Genomic DNA, 17,725 nt, shown 5'->3' with positions numbered 1-17,725 from the left:
GACCAGTATTATACGTGTCAAGGAAAAAATCTAATCAAAAATCCCCAATCATGACTTTAGATTTTCAAAATCAAAAAATTGCAGCATAAAAAAGGCTGCCCTTTTCGGACAGCCCCTTTTTTATTTGCGGGAAATTTGATTACTTCAATTTGTGAAAAACCGATGGATAACAGCCAAAGCATTTTTTAAATATTTGACGTGGAAAAAACTTATCAATTATTTCCTGCTGCTTATTTCATTTCAATATAGCAGATGGCGTAAAAAACCCATCATGTGGGGTAAGCCTACTACCCTTTCGATAGAGCCTACGACAAGTTGCAACCTGAGATGTCCTGAATGCCCAAGTGGTCTGAGGAGTTTTACCCGACCTACAGGAATGCTGCAAAAAGATTTACTTCAGGACATCATCCATCAATCCAAAGGAACGCTCACCTACCTTCACCTGTATTTTCAGGGAGAGCCATACCTACATCCCCAGTTTTTGGAGCTGGTACAAATAGCCGACCGGGAAAAGATATTTACCTCCACATCTACCAATGCCCATTACCTGAATGAGGAAAATGTAAAAAAAACATTACAGTCCGGCCTCAAACAATTGATCGTGTCAATGGACGGCCTTACCCAAGAGGTTTACCAAGACTATAGGATTGGAGGAAAACTATCAAAAGTGATATCAGGTTTAGAGCTGCTGTTTAAGAGAAGAAAAGAGGCGGGACTCCTATTTCCTAGGGTAATCCTACAGTTTTTGGTCACAGGTAAAAATGAACATCAAATCCCTGAACTCAAGCATTGGGCTGCCGAATTAGGGGTAGACGAACTACAGCTGAAAACCACACAGATCTATGATTTTGAAAATGGTTCTGAACTGATTCCAAAAGACCTACAATACTCCCGGTATATTCCAGATGGTCAGGGAAAATGGAAGCTCAAAAAAGAAATCGAAAACAAATGCTGGAGAATGTGGCAGGGAGCAGTGGTTACTTGGGATGGTAGGTGGGTACCTTGCTGCTTTGATAAAGATGGTGAGCACGTCATGGGCAAAGTACAGGAAAAGAGTATTACTGAGATTTGGAAATCCCCTAAATATCAGGCATTCAGAAGTCAACTTCTTACCGATAGAAAACAGATAGAAATCTGCAAAAACTGTACAGAGTAGTCCGACTCTTGCTGAATTTACGTTCATGACTATTTCTTTACAACTGGGAATACTTATCTTTACGCTGATTTTATACTATTTTAATTGGAAAAAATGCCAAAAAACTTTTGAAGGAGGCTATTCAAAATTCTTTGAAAGTTAAGGTTGAAACATATGAAAGACTATCCTTCCAAGCACTCCATCGCCCAAAAAACCGGATTGCATTATTTCTTTTATCTCTTGATTGGATTGGCTTTTTTGCTGGTTGCACCACAGCAATCCCATGCTCAGAGTCTTGCCGATATTGCCAGTGTCAATGTGGATGAACTGACAGATGAGCAGATCCGTGAATTGGTAAGAAGGGCAAGTGATGCCGGCATCAACGAAATGGAACTGATCCAAATGGCCAGGCTACGTGGACTTCCCGCCCGTGAAGCAGAGAAACTCCAAAGAAGAATCGAAGAACTCGATCTGGCTACAGCCAGTACTCGAAGCAGGACAACTGCCTCCAAAAGAGATCCCAGGCAACAGGTGGACTTCAACGAAATATCCCAAGGGATTCTAAAATACCAAACAGATATAGAAGGCCTTGAGGGTGCTGACTCCAATATTTTCGGGTCTGATCTTTTTTACAACAAAAACAGGAGATTGAGTTTTGAGCCAAGCCTCAACATGGCTACGCCTAAGAATTATATCCTAGGTCCTGGAGACATGGTTTACGTGGATATTTATGGCCAGTCCGAGCAATATTATGAGGCAAGCATCAATGCCGACGGGTTTCTGATTCTGGATAACATTGGCCCTATCAGTGTTTCTGGCAAAACCATCGAAGAAGCTACCGCCATCATCAAAAACAGGGTTTCCGGTTTTTATACAGGATTAAGAGGCAATAACCCCAACACCTTTTTACAGGTAACATTAGGAAATATCCGGACCATTAAGGTGCATCTTGTTGGGGAATTACGGTTACCGGGTACTTTCACTTTGAGTGCCTTCAGCACGGTATTCAATGCCCTTTATGCCGCGGGTGGCCCCAATGATAACGGGACCATGAGAAACATCAAAATCGTCAGAAATGGAAAGACTGTTGCCACCATAGATGTTTATGACTTTTTGGTCAATGGGCAGGCCAACCTAGATGTACAGCTCCAAGATCAGGACGTCATCTTGGTCGAACCTTTTATGGCTCGGGCCAGTGTTAGAGGTGAGGTCAAAAGAAACAAGACATTTGAAGTCAAAGAAGGAGATACCTTTGAGGATCTGTTGCGTTATGCAGGAGGCTTTACCGACGAGGCTTTCAAAGATCGGATCAATGTCACCAGAATTACCGGAAAGGAAAGAGCTGTATCCGATATTTACAACAATCAGTTCGGCCTATTCCTGGTCAAAGGTGGAGATGATTATACCGTCGGTAAAGTATTGAACAGGTTTACGAACAGGGTTCAGATCAAAGGAGCTGTCTTCAGAGAAGGCAATTATGCACGGACGGAAGGACTTACCCTAAGCCAGCTGATTAAAAATGCAGAGGGTTTAAGAGGAGATGCCTATCTGGAAAGAGCAAGTATCCTGAGGACCTTTGATGACCTGAGCACAGAAGTATTGACAGTCAACCTTGGAGAAGTACTCAATGGCACAGCTCCGGACATCCAATTGAAAAGGGAAGATGTGGTCAGGATTTCCAGCATTTACGACCTTAAAGAAGAATTTTATGTGCAGATCAATGGAGAGGTGAAGAATCCTGGCACCTATCCATATTCCAAAAATATGTCTGTTGAAGAACTGATTATTTTGGCAGGTGGATTGAGAGAAGCTGCCAATTCACAGGATATTGAAATAGCCCGAAGGTCTTCCACATCAAAGGAAGGAACCTTTTCTGAATTGATTCCTGTCGGTCTTGAAAATGGCCTGATCAGCAGTAATTCCTCAGCAGTTTTGGAACCTTATGATATGGTTCTTGTAAGGAGAAAGCCCAACTTCACCTTAGATAGAATCGTGACTGTAGAAGGACAGGTCAATTCTCCCGGTATGTTCTCCATCCGTTCGGCTGAGGAAAGAATCTCAGACCTTATCCAAAGAGCAGGAGGACTAACTGCTTTTGCTTATGCCAATGGTGCCACTTTGATCAGGAGAACGGAGTTTTATGAAAACGAGTCTGAGCAGATCAGACGTCAGCGAAATCTTCTTGACTTACAACAAAAGATGCTGATGGATCCCAATAACTCTGAAGCGCAGGAGCTCTTGTTGGAACGTTTGTTCAAAGATCTGGGCAATACCCCAACCGATAAAGGTGAAGGTGCTGCAGCTGCTGCATCGAAAAAAGAGGTGATCTCCGGAATTACTGAATCAAGAGCAGACCTGACTCCAGCTAAAATCAGACAAACGGAAGCCGTAGCGATTGACCTGGAAGCCATTTTAAAGAATCCCGGATCAGACCTAGACCTGATTTTGGAGGAAGGAGATATTATAGCCGTCCCAAGGCAATTGCAGACGGTAAGAATGCGCGGAGATGTAGTCTATCCAGCCACAGTAAGGTTCGAAAAAGACAGGGGCATGAAGTATTATATCAACCGTGCAGGTGGCTTTGATATCCGTGCCAACAGAAAAAGAACCTACGTCGTCTATGCCAATGGAGAGGTAGCCAGGACCAAAAGCTTTTTGGGTCTAAGATCCTATCCATCAGTCAGACCTGGTTCTGAGATCATTATTCCTACCAAAGGTCCAAGGGTACCGGTACGTCCAGGTGAATTGGTGGGTATCGCTACAGGTTTGGCCACTTTAGTTCTAGTCATCACCCAAATCAACCCTTAAGATGCAATCAAATAAGCATTTCGTAGACGATAAAATCACCTTACGGGAATTGATTCTAAGAGTGAAATTTTGGATCTCATTTTTCTTGGGGCAATGGAAGGTGCTGATGCTGGCAGGCTTGATTGGCGCTGGATTAGGAGCTATCGCATCCTGGATGAAAAAACCCGTTTTTCATGCTGAAACATCATTTGTACTAGAAGAAGCAGAAATGTCAGGACTGGGACAAATGTCAGGTTTGGCTTCGATAGTCGGGGTAAACCTGGGTTCATTAGGGGGTTCTTCAGGACTGTTTCAAGGGGACAATATCATGGAATTGTACCGCTCGGACAATATGCTCGGCAAAACACTTCTGAGTCCCTTTGATGAAGGAAAGTTACTCATAGAAAGGTATATTGAATTCAATCAACTTGACGAAAAATGGAAGAAAAAAGTAGATCTCAATCAAATGGATTTTTCCAAACCGAGAGAGACTTTTTCAATCCAGCAGGATTCAGTGATCAAAGAAATTGCCAAGGGTATCAGAGAGAAGCAGCTCTCGGTAGAAAAGCCAAACAGGAAGCTTACCATTATTCAGGTCAATATTTCGTCCAAAGATGAGAAGTTTGCCAAGGTCTTCAATGAGAAGTTAGTGGAAAATGTGAATACTTTCTACTTTGAGACCAAGACCAAAAAAACAGCAGAAAACTTGAGTATATTACAGCACCAGGCGGATTCGGTAAGAACCATACTTGACGAGAACCTGGCACAATATGCGGCAATTTCAGACCGTATCCCTAATCCGAATCCCCTTTTACAATCAGGAACTGTAGAAGGAAGGAAAAAGCAGATTGACGTACAGGCATCATCAGCTATTTATGCAGAGGTGGTCAAAAATCTGGAAATAGCGAAAGTCAACCATCGGAACAATTCTCCATTGATTCAAATCGTAGATGCTGCCAATTACCCATTGAGAAGAACGGAACTAAAATTGGTAAAGGGCGTGGTAATAGGGGCGTTTACCGCTCTATTTGTAGTGTTCATTTTGCTGTACCTCCGGAAACTCTACCAGCTGCACATCCAAAATGATTGAGCGCATTAATCTTTAATCATGTTTGAAAAAATTTCTTCTTTTCCGTTTGGCGCTTATATCAAAAATAAGTCCATTCAGAATTTCATTTTTTTAGTGCTGATTCAGGCATCAAACATGCTCATTTCGATCATCTCAATGCCATTATTGATCCAATCCATAGGGGTTGATCAATTTGGCCTGGTCAATCTTGCCCTTTCCGTGATCATCTTTACCAATATTGCGGTCGGTTTTGGCTTCAATATCAGTGGCCCAAGAGAGGTGGCCATCAATCAAACAGACCGGAAGGGCTTATCAAAGGTGGTCTCGCAAATTCTTTTTAGCCGGATATTTATGGCAGGCGTGACAGCTTTATTACTGCTTGTTTCGGCATATGGCTTCAATTTCTTTAAGGAGTACAAGACCATCTTGGTCTTTTCTATCATTTTATTGTTTTCCGAGGCAACGCTACCCCTATGGTTTTTTCAGGGAATGGAAAAAATGAAGTTAATCTCCATTACCAATGTCTTCAGCAAACTGCTATTTCTCTTTGGTATCGTCCTCTTTATTCATTCTCCTGAACAGTCCAAATGGGTGAATTTCATTTTAGGTGTTCCCGCCCTGGGGCTCAATCTATTTTTGCTATTGTACATTTACTATGTGATGGAAATCCGATTCTATTGGCCAAAAATCAAAGCCATCTGGTTTTCTCTCAAGGACAATGTTTACCTGTTTTTATCCAATATTGTTTCCCATATCACGGTGAGTGGGGGCTTGATCATTTTAAGTTTTTTTGGCAATGACACTACACTTGGAATGTTCAGTTTGTCCGAAAAAATCATGATGGTGTTAAGAATTCTCCCAACACTGATCATTCAGGCAGTCTATCCAAATGCCTCCAAACTTTACCAAATCAGTCAGGAAAAATTCATCCGTTTCTTGTTTAAAACCTACGTTTTTGGTCTGGGGGCTGCACTGCTTTTGTCTTTAGCAACTTTTTTTTCTGCCGAATTTATCATCACCATCCTGGCAAAAAGCCGATTGGAACAATCCATTACTTATCTTAAGATCTTGTCATTTATCCCTTTCCTGGCATCGCTTAACATCATCAATGGCATCATTCTTTTTGTCCTAAATCAGAAAGAACTCTTATTCAAGGCATCCTTGCTCATGTGTTTTTACATGATAGGCATGTCTTCTCTGCTTACTTACAAGTTTGGAGCCGTTGGATTGTGTGTCGCGCTCTTGTCTTCGGAACTTGTTATCTTTATTATTTACTCATTCTTGATTTACCTTAAAAACAAGCAATTGGTCCATGCATTCTTTAAGTTGTCCTTCGGTAGCCATCATCGTCCTTAATTGGAATGGATACAGGCACTCCAAAGAATGTTTGCAGACTTTAGAGGGCCTTTCTTATCCAAATTATCAGATTGTCCTGGTGGACAATGCTTCTGAGGATCATTCCGGGGAGCTGCTGAAAAAGGAATTTCCACATGTCACACTCATTCAAAACAACAGTAATTTAGGTTTTACAGGCGGGAACAATGCCGGGATATCCTATGCACTCGAACATGGATTTGACTATGTACTGATGTTGAACAATGACACGCTGGTCTCCCCTGATTTTCTGGACAAGATGATCGAAGATGCAAAGAAACATCCTCAGGTTGGCATCGTTCAGCCCCTGATCCTTCTGATGGAGGATACATCCAAGATATGGAGTGCAGGTGGCAAAATGAAAGAATGGCAAGGCACGGCGGAAACAATCGGGGATAGAATGTCCTTAGAGGCCTTTGAGTTAAAAAGTAGTGAACTCGAATGGGTAACGGGATGCTGCATGTTGATACCAACACCTGTCATCAGGAAAGTAGGGCCTTTACAAAATTCCTTTTTTGCCTATTTTGAAGATGTAGACTGGTCATTGCGCATGAGAGCCGCAGGGTATAAATTATACCTGAGTCCAAAAAGCATCATCTACCATGAGGGAAATGCTTCATCCAAAAAACAGTCGAAAGAAGGCACTTTAAGTCCAACTGTCTTTTACCTGCATTCCAGAAATCAGCTCTTTCTATTGAGACGACATCTTAAATTTCCCCAATCCCTAGTAGCATGGCCCTTTCAATTGGGAAAATATCTGGCTTGGATAAGCTATTTTTGCTTGCGTGGAAGATTTCAAAAAGCGAAAGCAGTAATCCGTGGAATTAAAGATGGTCTGTTTTTGGACCATACTGTCAATCACCCCCTATGTCCCTAATCGTATTCCTGATCATATCGATACTGACCGTCATCCTTACCTCTTGGGTAATGAGGAAAATGCTTTTGGAAGGAAAGTGGGAGTATGCCATTTTTTTTGTTTTGTATTATCTTCCTTTTTATGTCACAGGATTAGGTCTTGTCTATTTAGGCTCTAGACTTCCTCTGATGGTTCAGGTATACCAATACCTCAAAGAATTGGTGATTTTTTCAGCGATCCTTAGTTTTATCCTGTATCAAAAGAATTTGTTGCGATTCCCTATCCGTCTGCACAAGGTTGATATTTTATTTCTGTTGTTCCTGGGTTTGGGATTCCTGTATATGGTCCTGCCTTTGGGAGGGGCCACATTTTTAAACAAGGCCGTCTATTACAAAAACATGTTGATGCCTGGCCTGATTTACTTTTTGGCGAGAAATACACAGTTTGACGACCAAGAGGCCAACAAACTCTTCAACGGGATTTTTACCATTGCCATACTCGCATTTGTGGTAAATGTGGGTGAGTTTTTAATTGGCACACATTTACAATCTCACACGGGTTTTGCCTTATTTCAGCAAGACATCAAAGACACAGACCCTTCGGGAAATTTCGGATTGACCTGGACCTTTGAGACCCAGGCCATTACGAGAAGATTCGCTTCCTTTTTTGCCGATCCTTTGGAACTGGCAAGTTCTGTTTTATTGGGATTTTCGGCAGGCTTGATTTGGTTTCTCACCAGTAAAAGAACAGACTGGACCTTGTATGGTTTCGTCATGTTTGCATCCTTTGCCAGTTTATTGTTTTCTGCCTCAAGAGCTGCCTTTGTGTCGTTTTTTGTGATGATTTTCTTTATCGCTGTTATTTTTAGACTATACCGCCTTATCATGTTTGGAGGATTTATGTTTTTATTGTTTGTCGTCTATGTCCTGGTATTTGCCTCTGAGGATTTCTATTATTTTGTGATTGACACCCTCACATTCGAAAACAGTTCTTCTGTGGGCCACGTGGTGGAATGGGTATTGGCATTGGACTCCATGATTGCTGATCCTCTGGGTGTGGGCCTTGCCATGAGTGGAAATGTGGGCGCAGTAGAAGATGAATTAAGAATTGGCGGGGAAAACCAATACCTCATCTATGGGGTGCAATTAGGATGGATTGGTATGTTCCTCTATATCCTGATCCTGGCGGTTGGCATTACCACCTCCATTAAAGTTTTCAGACAATCCGACAATATCATGACTGCTCGGATCGCATTTGTGGCAGCCGCAGTAAAAGTCGGGCTGATTCTTCCCTTATTTACTGCTAATGCAGAATTATACAGTTATGTGGCATGGATGTCCTGGTGGATGGTAGGCTATGCTGTCAATGCTGATCAAAAAATCAAGTACCAACAAGCCATACAAGAATGAAAAAAAGGGTATTGGTTGATCTGTTTTATCTGAATACCGCACTGACCGGTATCAAAACCTACATGCTGGAATTTTGTGAAGCTGTACAAGAGTACCCAAATCCGGATTTAGAATTGATTTTTACCCATGATCCAAAGCGACAGTCCACCACTACTTTTTTCCGGGGACAAATCCCACGTTGGAGAAAACTTTGGTATCATGTCTATTATTTTATTTGGAAGCAATTTCTTCTACCTTTTAAAGCCAGAAAGGCCAAAGCAGAAATCATCTTGAGCTTTGACTTCGTAAACCCTGTTTTTGCAGGCAAAGCAAAAGGTTATACGGTCATCCATGATGCTTTTTTCTGGCAGATGCCGCATAACTACAGTAGCCTTTGGAGGAAATACTTCCTGAAGATGATTCTATTGGGAATTAAGAGCAACAGCAAATTGATCACCACCTCCTACTTTGCCCAAAAAGCCATTCTACGGGAAACCCCTATACAAAATACTCCAGCAGTCATCTACCAGTGTCCCAAAATTTACGATGGGCCGGGTGATGCTGCTGTTTTGGAAAAGCTGGACTTAAAGCCCTTTCAGTATTTCTTTCATTTAGGCTCTTTTGATAAGCGCAAAAACCTACCCCTATTGGTAGAAGCTTTTTACTTGTTTCTAAAGGATAATCCCGGTGATTATAAGCTGGTATTGGGAGGAGAAAAGGGCTTGTCAAAATCCCTGGATGATTTTGAGCAGGTAAAAGCGAAAATTGCCGAATACGAATTGGAAGACCGGGTCAAACTTCCCGGGTTTATCTCAGACGCTGAGGCCAAAAGCCTCTATCAGGGAGCAATGGCTTACGTCTTCCCTTCCCAAAATGAAGGTTTTGGCATCCCGGTAATTGAAGCCATGCACTTTCAGACAGCAGTGATCATTTCTGATCAGGAGGCCTTAATGGAAGTAGCTGAAAATGCAGCTTTGGTACACCAAACGGGAAATCCTGTTGACCTCAAAGATAAAATGGAGGCCTTGTCCCGAAACCCTGAACTGAGGGCAGATTTGGTTCAAAAAGGAAACCAAAGAAAGGAGATTTTTAGCAGAAAGGCTTTTGCGAAGGCCTATTATAGTTTGATGTTGGAATAGGTTTTGGAAGTTTTTTTACATGCAACTCGACTTTTATCACATTGCTGTCTTCAGCTTTTCAATTGCATCAAGATAGCCCGCATCTGCTTGCCCCAAGAAGTCCAATTGAGTTCTTCGTCATACTTTTTACGGGAAGAGCGTGAAACTGCCTGGTATTGATCATCATCCAGAATCAATGACTCAATTATCTTGGCATAATCTTCATTGCTTGCATCATAAGGCAATAAAAATCCATTTATGCCTTGCTCAATGACTGAAGAAACCCCACCTGTATCCGTGGTTATTACCGGTAATCCAAAAGAATTGGCTTCACAAAAAGAAATGGGCGTACAATCTGCCCTTGTGGGCATAAAAAACAAATGAGCATCCAGGTACAGTTTCTCCAATTGAACCGCATCTTCTTTTTTATTTTTGTTAAGAAAGGGAATTACACGCATATAATCCCTTTTTTCCGGGGGTATGCAGCCACATACGGTCAACTTGATCTTATAACCTTTCTCGACCAAAATATCCAGTGTTTTCAACACAATATCTCCTCCCTTTCTTTTCCAATCAACTCCGACAAAAAGGACATTGACACCATCATTGATACTTTTGACCAATAATTGAGGATCAGGAGCTTCATCCAGATTGGGCCCTAGTTTAACGATGTGTGTATTTTTGGACCCATAATCTTTCTTTGCAGATTCGTATGCCCATTGGGATGAAAAAACCTGGGCTTGGGAATTATCCATTGCCTGTTGCTCTATTTCATTGCTGATACTGAGTGATTTATTGGATATATTTTTGAAGGCATCATAGTAATTGGAGATCAAGGAAAAAGTGGCATCTGAGTAATAACAAACAGGAATTGAGGTATCCAAATAGGCCAATTCTACAGAAGCTACCGGGGCAAAAAGCACATCGACTTTGTACGCTTTCTCTTGGAGTAACCTTGAGAAATACCTCCCATAGTATTTACTGATGGTATGGTTATGGGCAACATTGAACTTCTTCCCATAAAAAACCCTATGGAATACCTTGGCTATAAACAATTTGGCATCCATGATCTTTTTTTCCCAATAACGATGTTTCACAGGACCTAGGCATTTCACTTGCGCAAACTCCTGGCTCAGGGAGTCATACATGCGATAATAAGTTCCAGACCAAGTGGTTTTATCCTTTGGGTCCGGTATGGTAAGAAACCCTATTTTTAAATCACTCTTTTGCATCCCGATCAGAATTCTTTCCGGCTAAAAGTGAAGAAATAGAAAATCTTGACCTTTAGTTCAGAAAGTTTATTAATTTACTGTTAAATAAAAGTCAAAGTTATTGTTTTTTTCTAATCGATTTTCCCTAATAAGGAAAGCAGACCTATGAAGACCCAAGGCATCAAAAGAATAATAAAAAAAAGACTTTCTAGCCCAGAAGATTGACCTCAAAAAAGTGAAAGCTTTTGCAATATTCAGAACAAACCGACAACCTCCTGTTAACTGCACCTTATAACATATTTTTATGCATAAATTACATTTTTCTTTATACTAAAGCTAGAAAGTTTTGGGATTAACAAAAAGTATTAGCATTATTGTCATTGGTTTTTGAAAAGGTTCATGACCTTTTAATCAACTAATAAGTCCTGAAAACCAGATCTATGGACAGCCTACAGGGAGAGACAAATAGTAGTCAGCAACTTCTACAAAAACAACTGGAATTACAACAGATTCTGATTGATATTTCTTCCAAGTATATCAATATGAATCTGGATGACCTAGAGAAAAATGTATTGCTTTCTCTAGAACAATTGGGCCATTTTGTAGAGGCTGACCGTGCTTACATTTTTGAGTATAATTTTGTCGATTACACCGCATCCAATACTTATGAATGGTGTGCTGAGGGCATTACTCCTGAAATTGACAACCTTCAGGGTATGCCCATGGAATATATTCCCCATTGGGTGGAAAAACATCAGAAAAGGGAGATTTTTGGGGTACCGGAAATAGATGAGCTACCGGAAGGTCCTTTGAAAGACATCCTTTTGCCCCAAGGCATCAAAACCCTGATTACATTCCCCATGCTTTACAATCAGGAGCTCTTGGGTTTTGTGGGATTTGATTGGGTGAAAGAGGTCCACCAATACTCAGAAACTGAATTAAAGCTTCTGCTGGTCTATGCAGAGATGCTTGTCAATATCAAAAAGAGGTCCCAGCTGGAAGTAAATCTCATCAAGGCAAAAGAAGAGGCCGAAGCTGCCAATAAATCAAAGTCTGAATTCCTGGCCAATATGAGCCATGAAATCCGCACACCTCTCAATGGGGTCATTGGATTTACCGACTTGTTGATCAATACCTCTCTGACCTATGAGCAAAGACAATATGTGCAAAGTGCCAACTCCTCTGCCCACATCTTACTTGGTATCATCAATGATATCTTGGATTTCTCCAAGATAGAAGCTGGAAAGCTTGAACTTGAAGAAGTAGAAATAGATTTACTCGATCTGGTAGAAGAGACAGCCGATATTGTCAAATACAACACCAACAAAAAAAACATTGAGTTTTTACTCAATATCCAGGTGGATCTGCCAAGATTCATCTATGTAGATCCGATCCGGCTGAAGCAGATTTTGGTCAACTTACTCAGCAATGCCATCAAGTTTACAGAACAAGGTGAAGTAGAATTGTCAGTCTCTTTCGAGCAAACTGACCCCGAAAACAAAGAAGGAATATTCACATTTACCATTAGGGATACAGGAATCGGTATTTCCGAGGCTCAGCAGGAAAAACTGTTCAAATCATTTTCTCAGGCAGACAGCTCTACGACGCGGAAATTTGGCGGAACTGGATTAGGCTTGGTCATTTCGCAGATGCTGGCAGAAAAAATGGGGTCCTCCATCCAATTATCCTCTGAATTTGGAAAGGGGTCTATTTTCTCTATTTCTCTGACAAAATCCTATCAGGATCTCCTGCCAATGGAGAAAAGGGAATTTGACAGCCTCAAAAAAATCCTGATCCTGGACGACAATCAAAACAACAGGAATATTCTTGAAAATATTTTAAAACATTGGAATATTGGAACTACTTCCGTTGAAAACGGTATTGCTGCTTTGACATTGTTGGCAGGAAACCAGGATTTCGATGTCATGATCGTGGATTACCACATGCCTTATATGGATGGTCTATCCACTATCAGAGAAATCAACCGGTTTTTTCATGAACACCCAGATAGGAAAAAACCAAAAACGATCCTTTATAGCTCTGCTGATGATGATACCATAGAAATGCAGGTTAAGGAGCTTAAAATTGATGCACTTTTGCTTAAGCCTGCCAAAATTTCGGAACTTTTCCATACTTTAAACAACCTGAGCAGGAAACCTTTGGAAGATGTTGTGGGAGATCAAGCTGCGCAAACTTCCATTCCAAATCCGCCTGAAAACGATAATAAAATCAGGATTCTCATAGCAGAGGATGTTCCCCTTAACATGCTGTTGGTAAAAACCATCGTCAAAAACCATTACCCTGAGGCCATTATTGTTGAAAGTCAAAATGGACAGGAAGCCCTAAACAAATACCATTCAGAACATTTTGATCTGATATTTATGGATGTGCAGATGCCCTTAATGGATGGTTTTGAGGCGACCAAAAAAATCAGATTGCATGAAAAAACACATGGAGGTGATATCCCAATTGTAGCCCTGACCGCAGGCGCATTGCCAACAGAAAAAGAAAAATGTATGGAGGCTGGAATGGACCATTTCCTGACCAAACCCATTGACAAGGTAAAACTTGCCGAAGTGATGGAAAGAATCCTGAAATCCAAAAGGTAAGGGCAATCCTATTTGGATTTTGAATTTTTAAGTTTGGATTTTCAAGTTTGGGTTTTGGAGCTTTAAGCTTGGAGTTTGATTCTTTGAGCTTGGAGTTTGATTCTTTGAGCTTGGAGTTTGGAGTTTGGAGTTTGGGTTTTGAATTTTGTGTCTTGCATCTTGAGTCTTGTCTCTTGAGTCTCAACTCTCGTCTCTCGCATCTCATTTCAAATTCAATAAAACGGCATAAGCATTCATAAAAATGTATATTTTCCCAAGCCTTCAAGATCAGTTCAAATTCAAAAGTTTTTTACCATAAAAAGCTGTAATTTTCGGAATTATTGAATTGAAAAACTTTTATGAGGCAAGAACAATGCCCTGTTTGCCATGCTAAAGGACAAGTAGGCCTTCTGCATCTTTCTATTCAGAAATGTGAACAATGTCAAGTATCCTGGACCTTGATCCAAGAAGACATTGACGTTGATGCACTTTATGAGGACAAGGTCTATGCTGTGGTGGACAATAGAAAGTCGATTTTTGAAAGGGTAATTTTCAGCGAAGCAGAAAAAGTCATCAGAACAGTTACTGGGATTATAAATAAGACCAATCCCATAAAATGCCTTGATTTTGGATCTGGTAAAGGACAGTTTTTACTCAAAGCAAAAGAGGCAGGGTGGCAAACACTTGGCTTAGAAACTGCTAAGGAAAGGGCTGATTTCTCAAGAGAAAAATATGGGCTGGATGTAATCGAGAAATACTACCATTCTGGAAAAATCGGAGAGGGTGAATTCGACGTCATCAGCCTGAATCATGTCTTGGAACACTTGCCGCATCCTATCGAATTATTACAAGAACTTACTGAAAAAAATCTGAAGCCGGGTGGGATTTTGATAGTAGAAGTCCCAAACCTCCACAGCTGGCAGTCCAATATCGCTGGAAGCAAATGGATGCACCTGGATATTCCCAAGCATTTGACACATTGGCATGAGCAGGTACTTAGCCAAAAAATAACGGCACTCGGATTTGACAAGATCAAAAGTCAATACTTTTCAGTACATTTGGGGGTTTTAGGGATGTTGAGTGCCCTGCTTGGCAACCTTGGTTATAAGGGAAACATTATTTACGATCTTAAAAACAGAAAAAATCCCGGGCTTCTTATCGGGATCGCCTTGATTTTGCCCTTTTCATTTCTTTTGGAGACGCTTGCTGTTCCCTTCAAAAAAACAGGAATTTTAAGGCTATATTTTAAAAAACATGAGTCAAAAAGGTAAAATTATTTTTTTACATAGTTCATCCGAACTTTATGGAGCCTCTAAGATCCTGATTTATGTGATCGAGATTTTCAGGGACTTGGGCTATTCTCCTTTATTGGTTTTACCTGGAGAAGGACCTTTCAGGGTAGAAGTAGAAAAACGCGGGATTGAGGTTGCTATTGTCAACCTGGGTATCCTTCGGCGTAAGTACTTCAATCCCTTTGGTATCCTGAACCGCATCAGAAAATTTCTCAAAGCTTACCGGTATCTTAACGAGCTCCATAAAAAAGAACCTTTTACTTTGGTGTATTCCAACACCCTTGCCGTCATCGTTGGTGCGATATTTGCCAAGAGAAATAAAGTCGCCCATATTTGGCATATTCATGAAATGATCAACTCTCCGAAATTTTTGGTCCGTTTTTTGGCAAGGCAAATTGATGCCACTGAAATAAGACCGATTGTAGTTTCGGAATCTGTAGCAGCACACTGGTCCAAACTGCTTTCCAATGTAAAGCCTGAAGTGATTCACAATGGGATCGATTATACCCCATTTCTAAATGGCACTGAAGGGCTTTTTGCCAAAACAGGCTTACCGGAAGACAGAAAAATCGTCACGATGATCGGAAGGATCAATCCCGGAAAAGGTCAGTTGTTTTTTCTGAAAATGGCCAAAGAGGTAATCAAGGAACATCCGGACGCCCTGTTTCTAATAGTAGGGGATCCATATCCAGGTTACGAGTATCTTCTGGAGGAAATCGGAGCCTTTATCCAAGACAATGCCTTAGGTAAACACGTCATGGATTTGGGATTTCGGTCAGATGTTCCGAATTTGCTGAAATGTTCGCAGGTATTTGTATTGCCTTCTGTACTGCCGGATTCATTTCCGACTGTGGTATTGGAAGCCATGGCAGCGGCAAAACCGGTCGTGGCCACCAAATCAGGTGGAGCCATGGAGATGTTGGTAGAAGGTGAAACAGGCTTTTTGATCGATATAGAAGATGTCAATACAGGCAGTGAGCATATCAGTTACCTGCTAAGTCATGCCGAAAAAGCCAAAGAAATGGGTCTTAGGGGCAGAGAAAGAGTTTTACAGGAATTTAGTTATGGGCAATTTGCCCAAAAAATGGAAAAATATATATGTCAGATACTCCCGGAAAAGAACAATTAAAAGTAGCCATCCTCGGAGCCAAAGGATACCCTTATGTATATGGGGGATATGATACATTGGTAAAGGAATTGGGAGAAAGGCTACAAAAAAGAGGGGTGGACTTAAGGGTGTATTGCCATAGAGCCTTGTTCAGAGAAAAACCTCCGGTGGTAAACGGGATCAAACTGATCTACACCCCGGCCATTGAAACCAAAAGTCTTACACAATTGACCCATTCTTTTATCTCCATGCTGCATGCCTGTATGTCGGATGTGGACGTGATTTTTGTGGTCAACAGTGGTAACGGTCCTTTTGGGGTGCTTTCCAGAATTTTTCGTAAGCCTACCGCCATCAATGTGGACGGTCTGGAGTGGTTGAGACCTAAATGGAGAGGATTAGGCTCCAAGTATTTTCTCTGGGCCTCCAAAATGGCCACAAAATACTACGACCGGATTATCAATGATTCGGATGAAATGCACCGAATATACCGCGAAGAATTCGGTACAGATTCTACCATCATCGCTTACGGGGCCAATCCTGCGGAAACTGCCGATATTTCCAAAATCAAAAAATGGAATCTTGAAAAAGGAAGCTATTTCCTGATCGTGGGCAGATTGGTTCCTGATAACAATGCCGACCTGATCGTAGAAGGTTTTATCAAATCCAACTCAACTAGAAAACTGGTGATTGTTGGTGATGTTCCATACCGGGATGAGTTTGAAAGCAAATTGAAAGAAATCCCGGATGAAAGATTGCTCTTTACAGGATATGTTACAGACCCTGAAGAACTGAAGTCCCTGTACCTGCATTCCTATGCTTATTTTCATGGACATGAATATGGGGGTACGAACCCTGCAATGCTCAAAGCAATGGGCTATGGCTGTGCCATCCTGGCTTTGGATACGGTATTTAACAGGGAAATGCTGCAAGACGGTAAACACGGCTGGTTCTTTGCCAAAAAAGGTGATGCTGTAAAAGATTGTATTGAAAAAGCAGAAGCCCAACCCGAGTCCATGCGTTTCCTAAGGGAAACAGCTAGAGAAGGGCTGATTTTAAGGTACAATTGGGATTATGTGACAGATCAGTACCTCAAAGTATTCGAAGAACTGAAAGAAACGAAGAAGACGGCAAAACTCACGATTTCAAAGTAAAGCGGTATATCACCTGCCATCTTCCTTCAAGTCTTTTGAGTAGGGCTACATCCTTCACAAAGTAGTCTGCTTCAAAGCTTTTCGTCGTAATATGCTTCCAATAAAGGTCAAAGTTTTTAGGCTTTAGGTCCTTAAAAGATATGGTCATATGCGGATGAAAAGCTTTGTCGCTTAGCTCATTGTTAAGCTTTAGTTCCCTCTTACAAAAGTCATTCAGCGCTTTTTGCAAAGCATTCAAGACACCTGATGGCTGCACATCTACAAAAATCACCCTCCTACCAAAATGATCGAAGCCCTCAAACTTCAGGTCAAATGCCATAAAGGGTTCAAAAAATTCCTCCAGTTTTTGTATCAGTACCTGTTCCTTATTTTCATTCCATTCAAAGGGCATTTTGACAGTGATATGGGCTGGGGACTTAAGGGCATATTTGAGGTTATAAAGTGCCTTCATTTCCTCCTTTAGAGAGGTAGCTGCCTCTTGTATCGGCCCTTCAGGCACCAGTGCCAGGTAATATTTTGCAGGGATTCTTGCCATTTAACACAAATATATCTGTTTTTAGCCCCTTTTATATTTAAATCATGAAGCTTTACCGTAAATTACAGGAAGAGTTTTCGAAAGAATATTTAAAAGTGTAAATTGAAAATTCA

Annotated in this window: 13 protein-coding genes; 11 read left to right on the top strand and 2 right to left on the bottom strand. The window is 41.2% G+C overall.

Annotated features, from left to right (window positions below; all coding sequences use genetic code 11):
- Window positions 1–193: 193 nt before the first annotated feature.
- The 7 genes from ACFFIP_RS06955 (at window position 194) to ACFFIP_RS06925 (ending at window position 9,748) form a co-directional block, all read left to right on the top strand.
- Complete coding sequence (locus tag ACFFIP_RS06955; protein ID WP_382386862.1) at window positions 194–1,156, top strand: radical SAM/SPASM domain-containing protein; 963 nt, start codon at window positions 194–196, stop codon at window positions 1,154–1,156.
- 153 nt (window positions 1,157–1,309) lie between these two features.
- On the top strand, window positions 1,310–3,943 hold the full coding sequence (locus ACFFIP_RS06950) for an SLBB domain-containing protein (RefSeq protein ID WP_382386861.1): 2,634 nt from the start codon (window positions 1,310–1,312) through the stop codon (window positions 3,941–3,943).
- A gap of 1 nt (window position 3,944) precedes the next feature.
- On the top strand, window positions 3,945–5,012 hold the full coding sequence (locus ACFFIP_RS06945) for a GumC domain-containing protein (RefSeq protein WP_382386860.1): 1,068 nt from the start codon (window positions 3,945–3,947) through the stop codon (window positions 5,010–5,012).
- 18 nt (window positions 5,013–5,030) lie between these two features.
- Window positions 5,031–6,347, top strand: coding sequence for an oligosaccharide flippase family protein (locus ACFFIP_RS06940; protein WP_382386859.1), 1,317 nt, complete (start codon window positions 5,031–5,033; stop codon window positions 6,345–6,347).
- Window positions 6,304–7,242, top strand: coding sequence for a glycosyltransferase family 2 protein (locus ACFFIP_RS06935; RefSeq protein WP_382386858.1), 939 nt, complete (start codon window positions 6,304–6,306; stop codon window positions 7,240–7,242). The genes ACFFIP_RS06940 and ACFFIP_RS06935 overlap by 44 nt, the downstream gene beginning before the upstream one ends.
- Window positions 7,233–8,630 carry an O-antigen ligase family protein gene (locus ACFFIP_RS06930; RefSeq protein ID WP_382386857.1) on the top strand — a complete coding sequence of 466 codons (1,398 nt, stop codon included), beginning with the start codon at window positions 7,233–7,235 and terminating at the stop codon, window positions 8,628–8,630. The genes ACFFIP_RS06935 and ACFFIP_RS06930 overlap by 10 nt, the downstream gene beginning before the upstream one ends.
- The gene (locus ACFFIP_RS06925) at window positions 8,627–9,748 is read left to right on the top strand and encodes a glycosyltransferase family 4 protein (RefSeq protein ID WP_382386856.1); all 1,122 of its coding nucleotides are present in this window, start codon (window positions 8,627–8,629) and stop codon (window positions 9,746–9,748) included. Before ACFFIP_RS06930 ends, ACFFIP_RS06925 begins: the two co-directional genes overlap by 4 nt.
- A 50-nt stretch (window positions 9,749–9,798) precedes the next feature.
- On the opposite strand, the gene ACFFIP_RS06920 is transcribed toward ACFFIP_RS06925, so the two are convergent.
- Window positions 9,799–10,959, bottom strand: a complete 1,161-nt coding sequence (locus tag ACFFIP_RS06920; protein WP_382386855.1) for a glycosyltransferase family 4 protein — start codon at window positions 10,957–10,959, stop codon at window positions 9,799–9,801.
- A 419-nt stretch (window positions 10,960–11,378) separates the two neighbouring features.
- On the opposite strand from ACFFIP_RS06920, the gene ACFFIP_RS06915 reads away from it, so the two are divergent.
- The 4 genes from ACFFIP_RS06915 (at window position 11,379) to ACFFIP_RS06900 (ending at window position 17,077) form a co-directional block, all read left to right on the top strand.
- Window positions 11,379–13,547 (top strand): GAF domain-containing hybrid sensor histidine kinase/response regulator, encoded by a 2,169-nt coding sequence (locus tag ACFFIP_RS06915; protein WP_382386854.1) that lies wholly within the window; start codon window positions 11,379–11,381, stop codon window positions 13,545–13,547.
- A gap of 338 nt (window positions 13,548–13,885) precedes the next feature.
- A complete protein-coding gene (locus tag ACFFIP_RS06910) occupies window positions 13,886–14,797 on the top strand; it encodes a class I SAM-dependent methyltransferase (protein WP_382386853.1) in 912 nt (303 codons plus the stop codon).
- A complete protein-coding gene (locus ACFFIP_RS06905; protein WP_382386852.1) occupies window positions 14,781–15,947 on the top strand; it encodes a glycosyltransferase family 4 protein in 1,167 nt (388 codons plus the stop codon). Before ACFFIP_RS06910 ends, ACFFIP_RS06905 begins: the two co-directional genes overlap by 17 nt.
- Window positions 15,917–17,077 (top strand): glycosyltransferase, encoded by a 1,161-nt coding sequence (locus ACFFIP_RS06900; protein WP_382386851.1) that lies wholly within the window; start codon window positions 15,917–15,919, stop codon window positions 17,075–17,077. The genes ACFFIP_RS06905 and ACFFIP_RS06900 overlap by 31 nt, the downstream gene beginning before the upstream one ends.
- Here the strand turns inward: ACFFIP_RS06900 and ACFFIP_RS06895 are convergent.
- Window positions 17,061–17,612, bottom strand: coding sequence for a 2'-5' RNA ligase family protein (locus tag ACFFIP_RS06895; protein ID WP_382386850.1), 552 nt, complete (start codon window positions 17,610–17,612; stop codon window positions 17,061–17,063). The genes ACFFIP_RS06900 and ACFFIP_RS06895 overlap by 17 nt on opposite strands.
- Window positions 17,613–17,725 lie beyond the last annotated feature (113 nt).

It is taken from the genome of Fontibacter flavus, from assembly GCF_042432905.1.
Taxonomy (GTDB): Bacteria; Bacteroidota; Bacteroidia; order Cytophagales; family Cyclobacteriaceae; genus Fontibacter; species Fontibacter flavus.
Note: the sequence above shows the minus strand (reverse complement) of the source record. Positions and strands in the feature narration are given on the sequence as shown.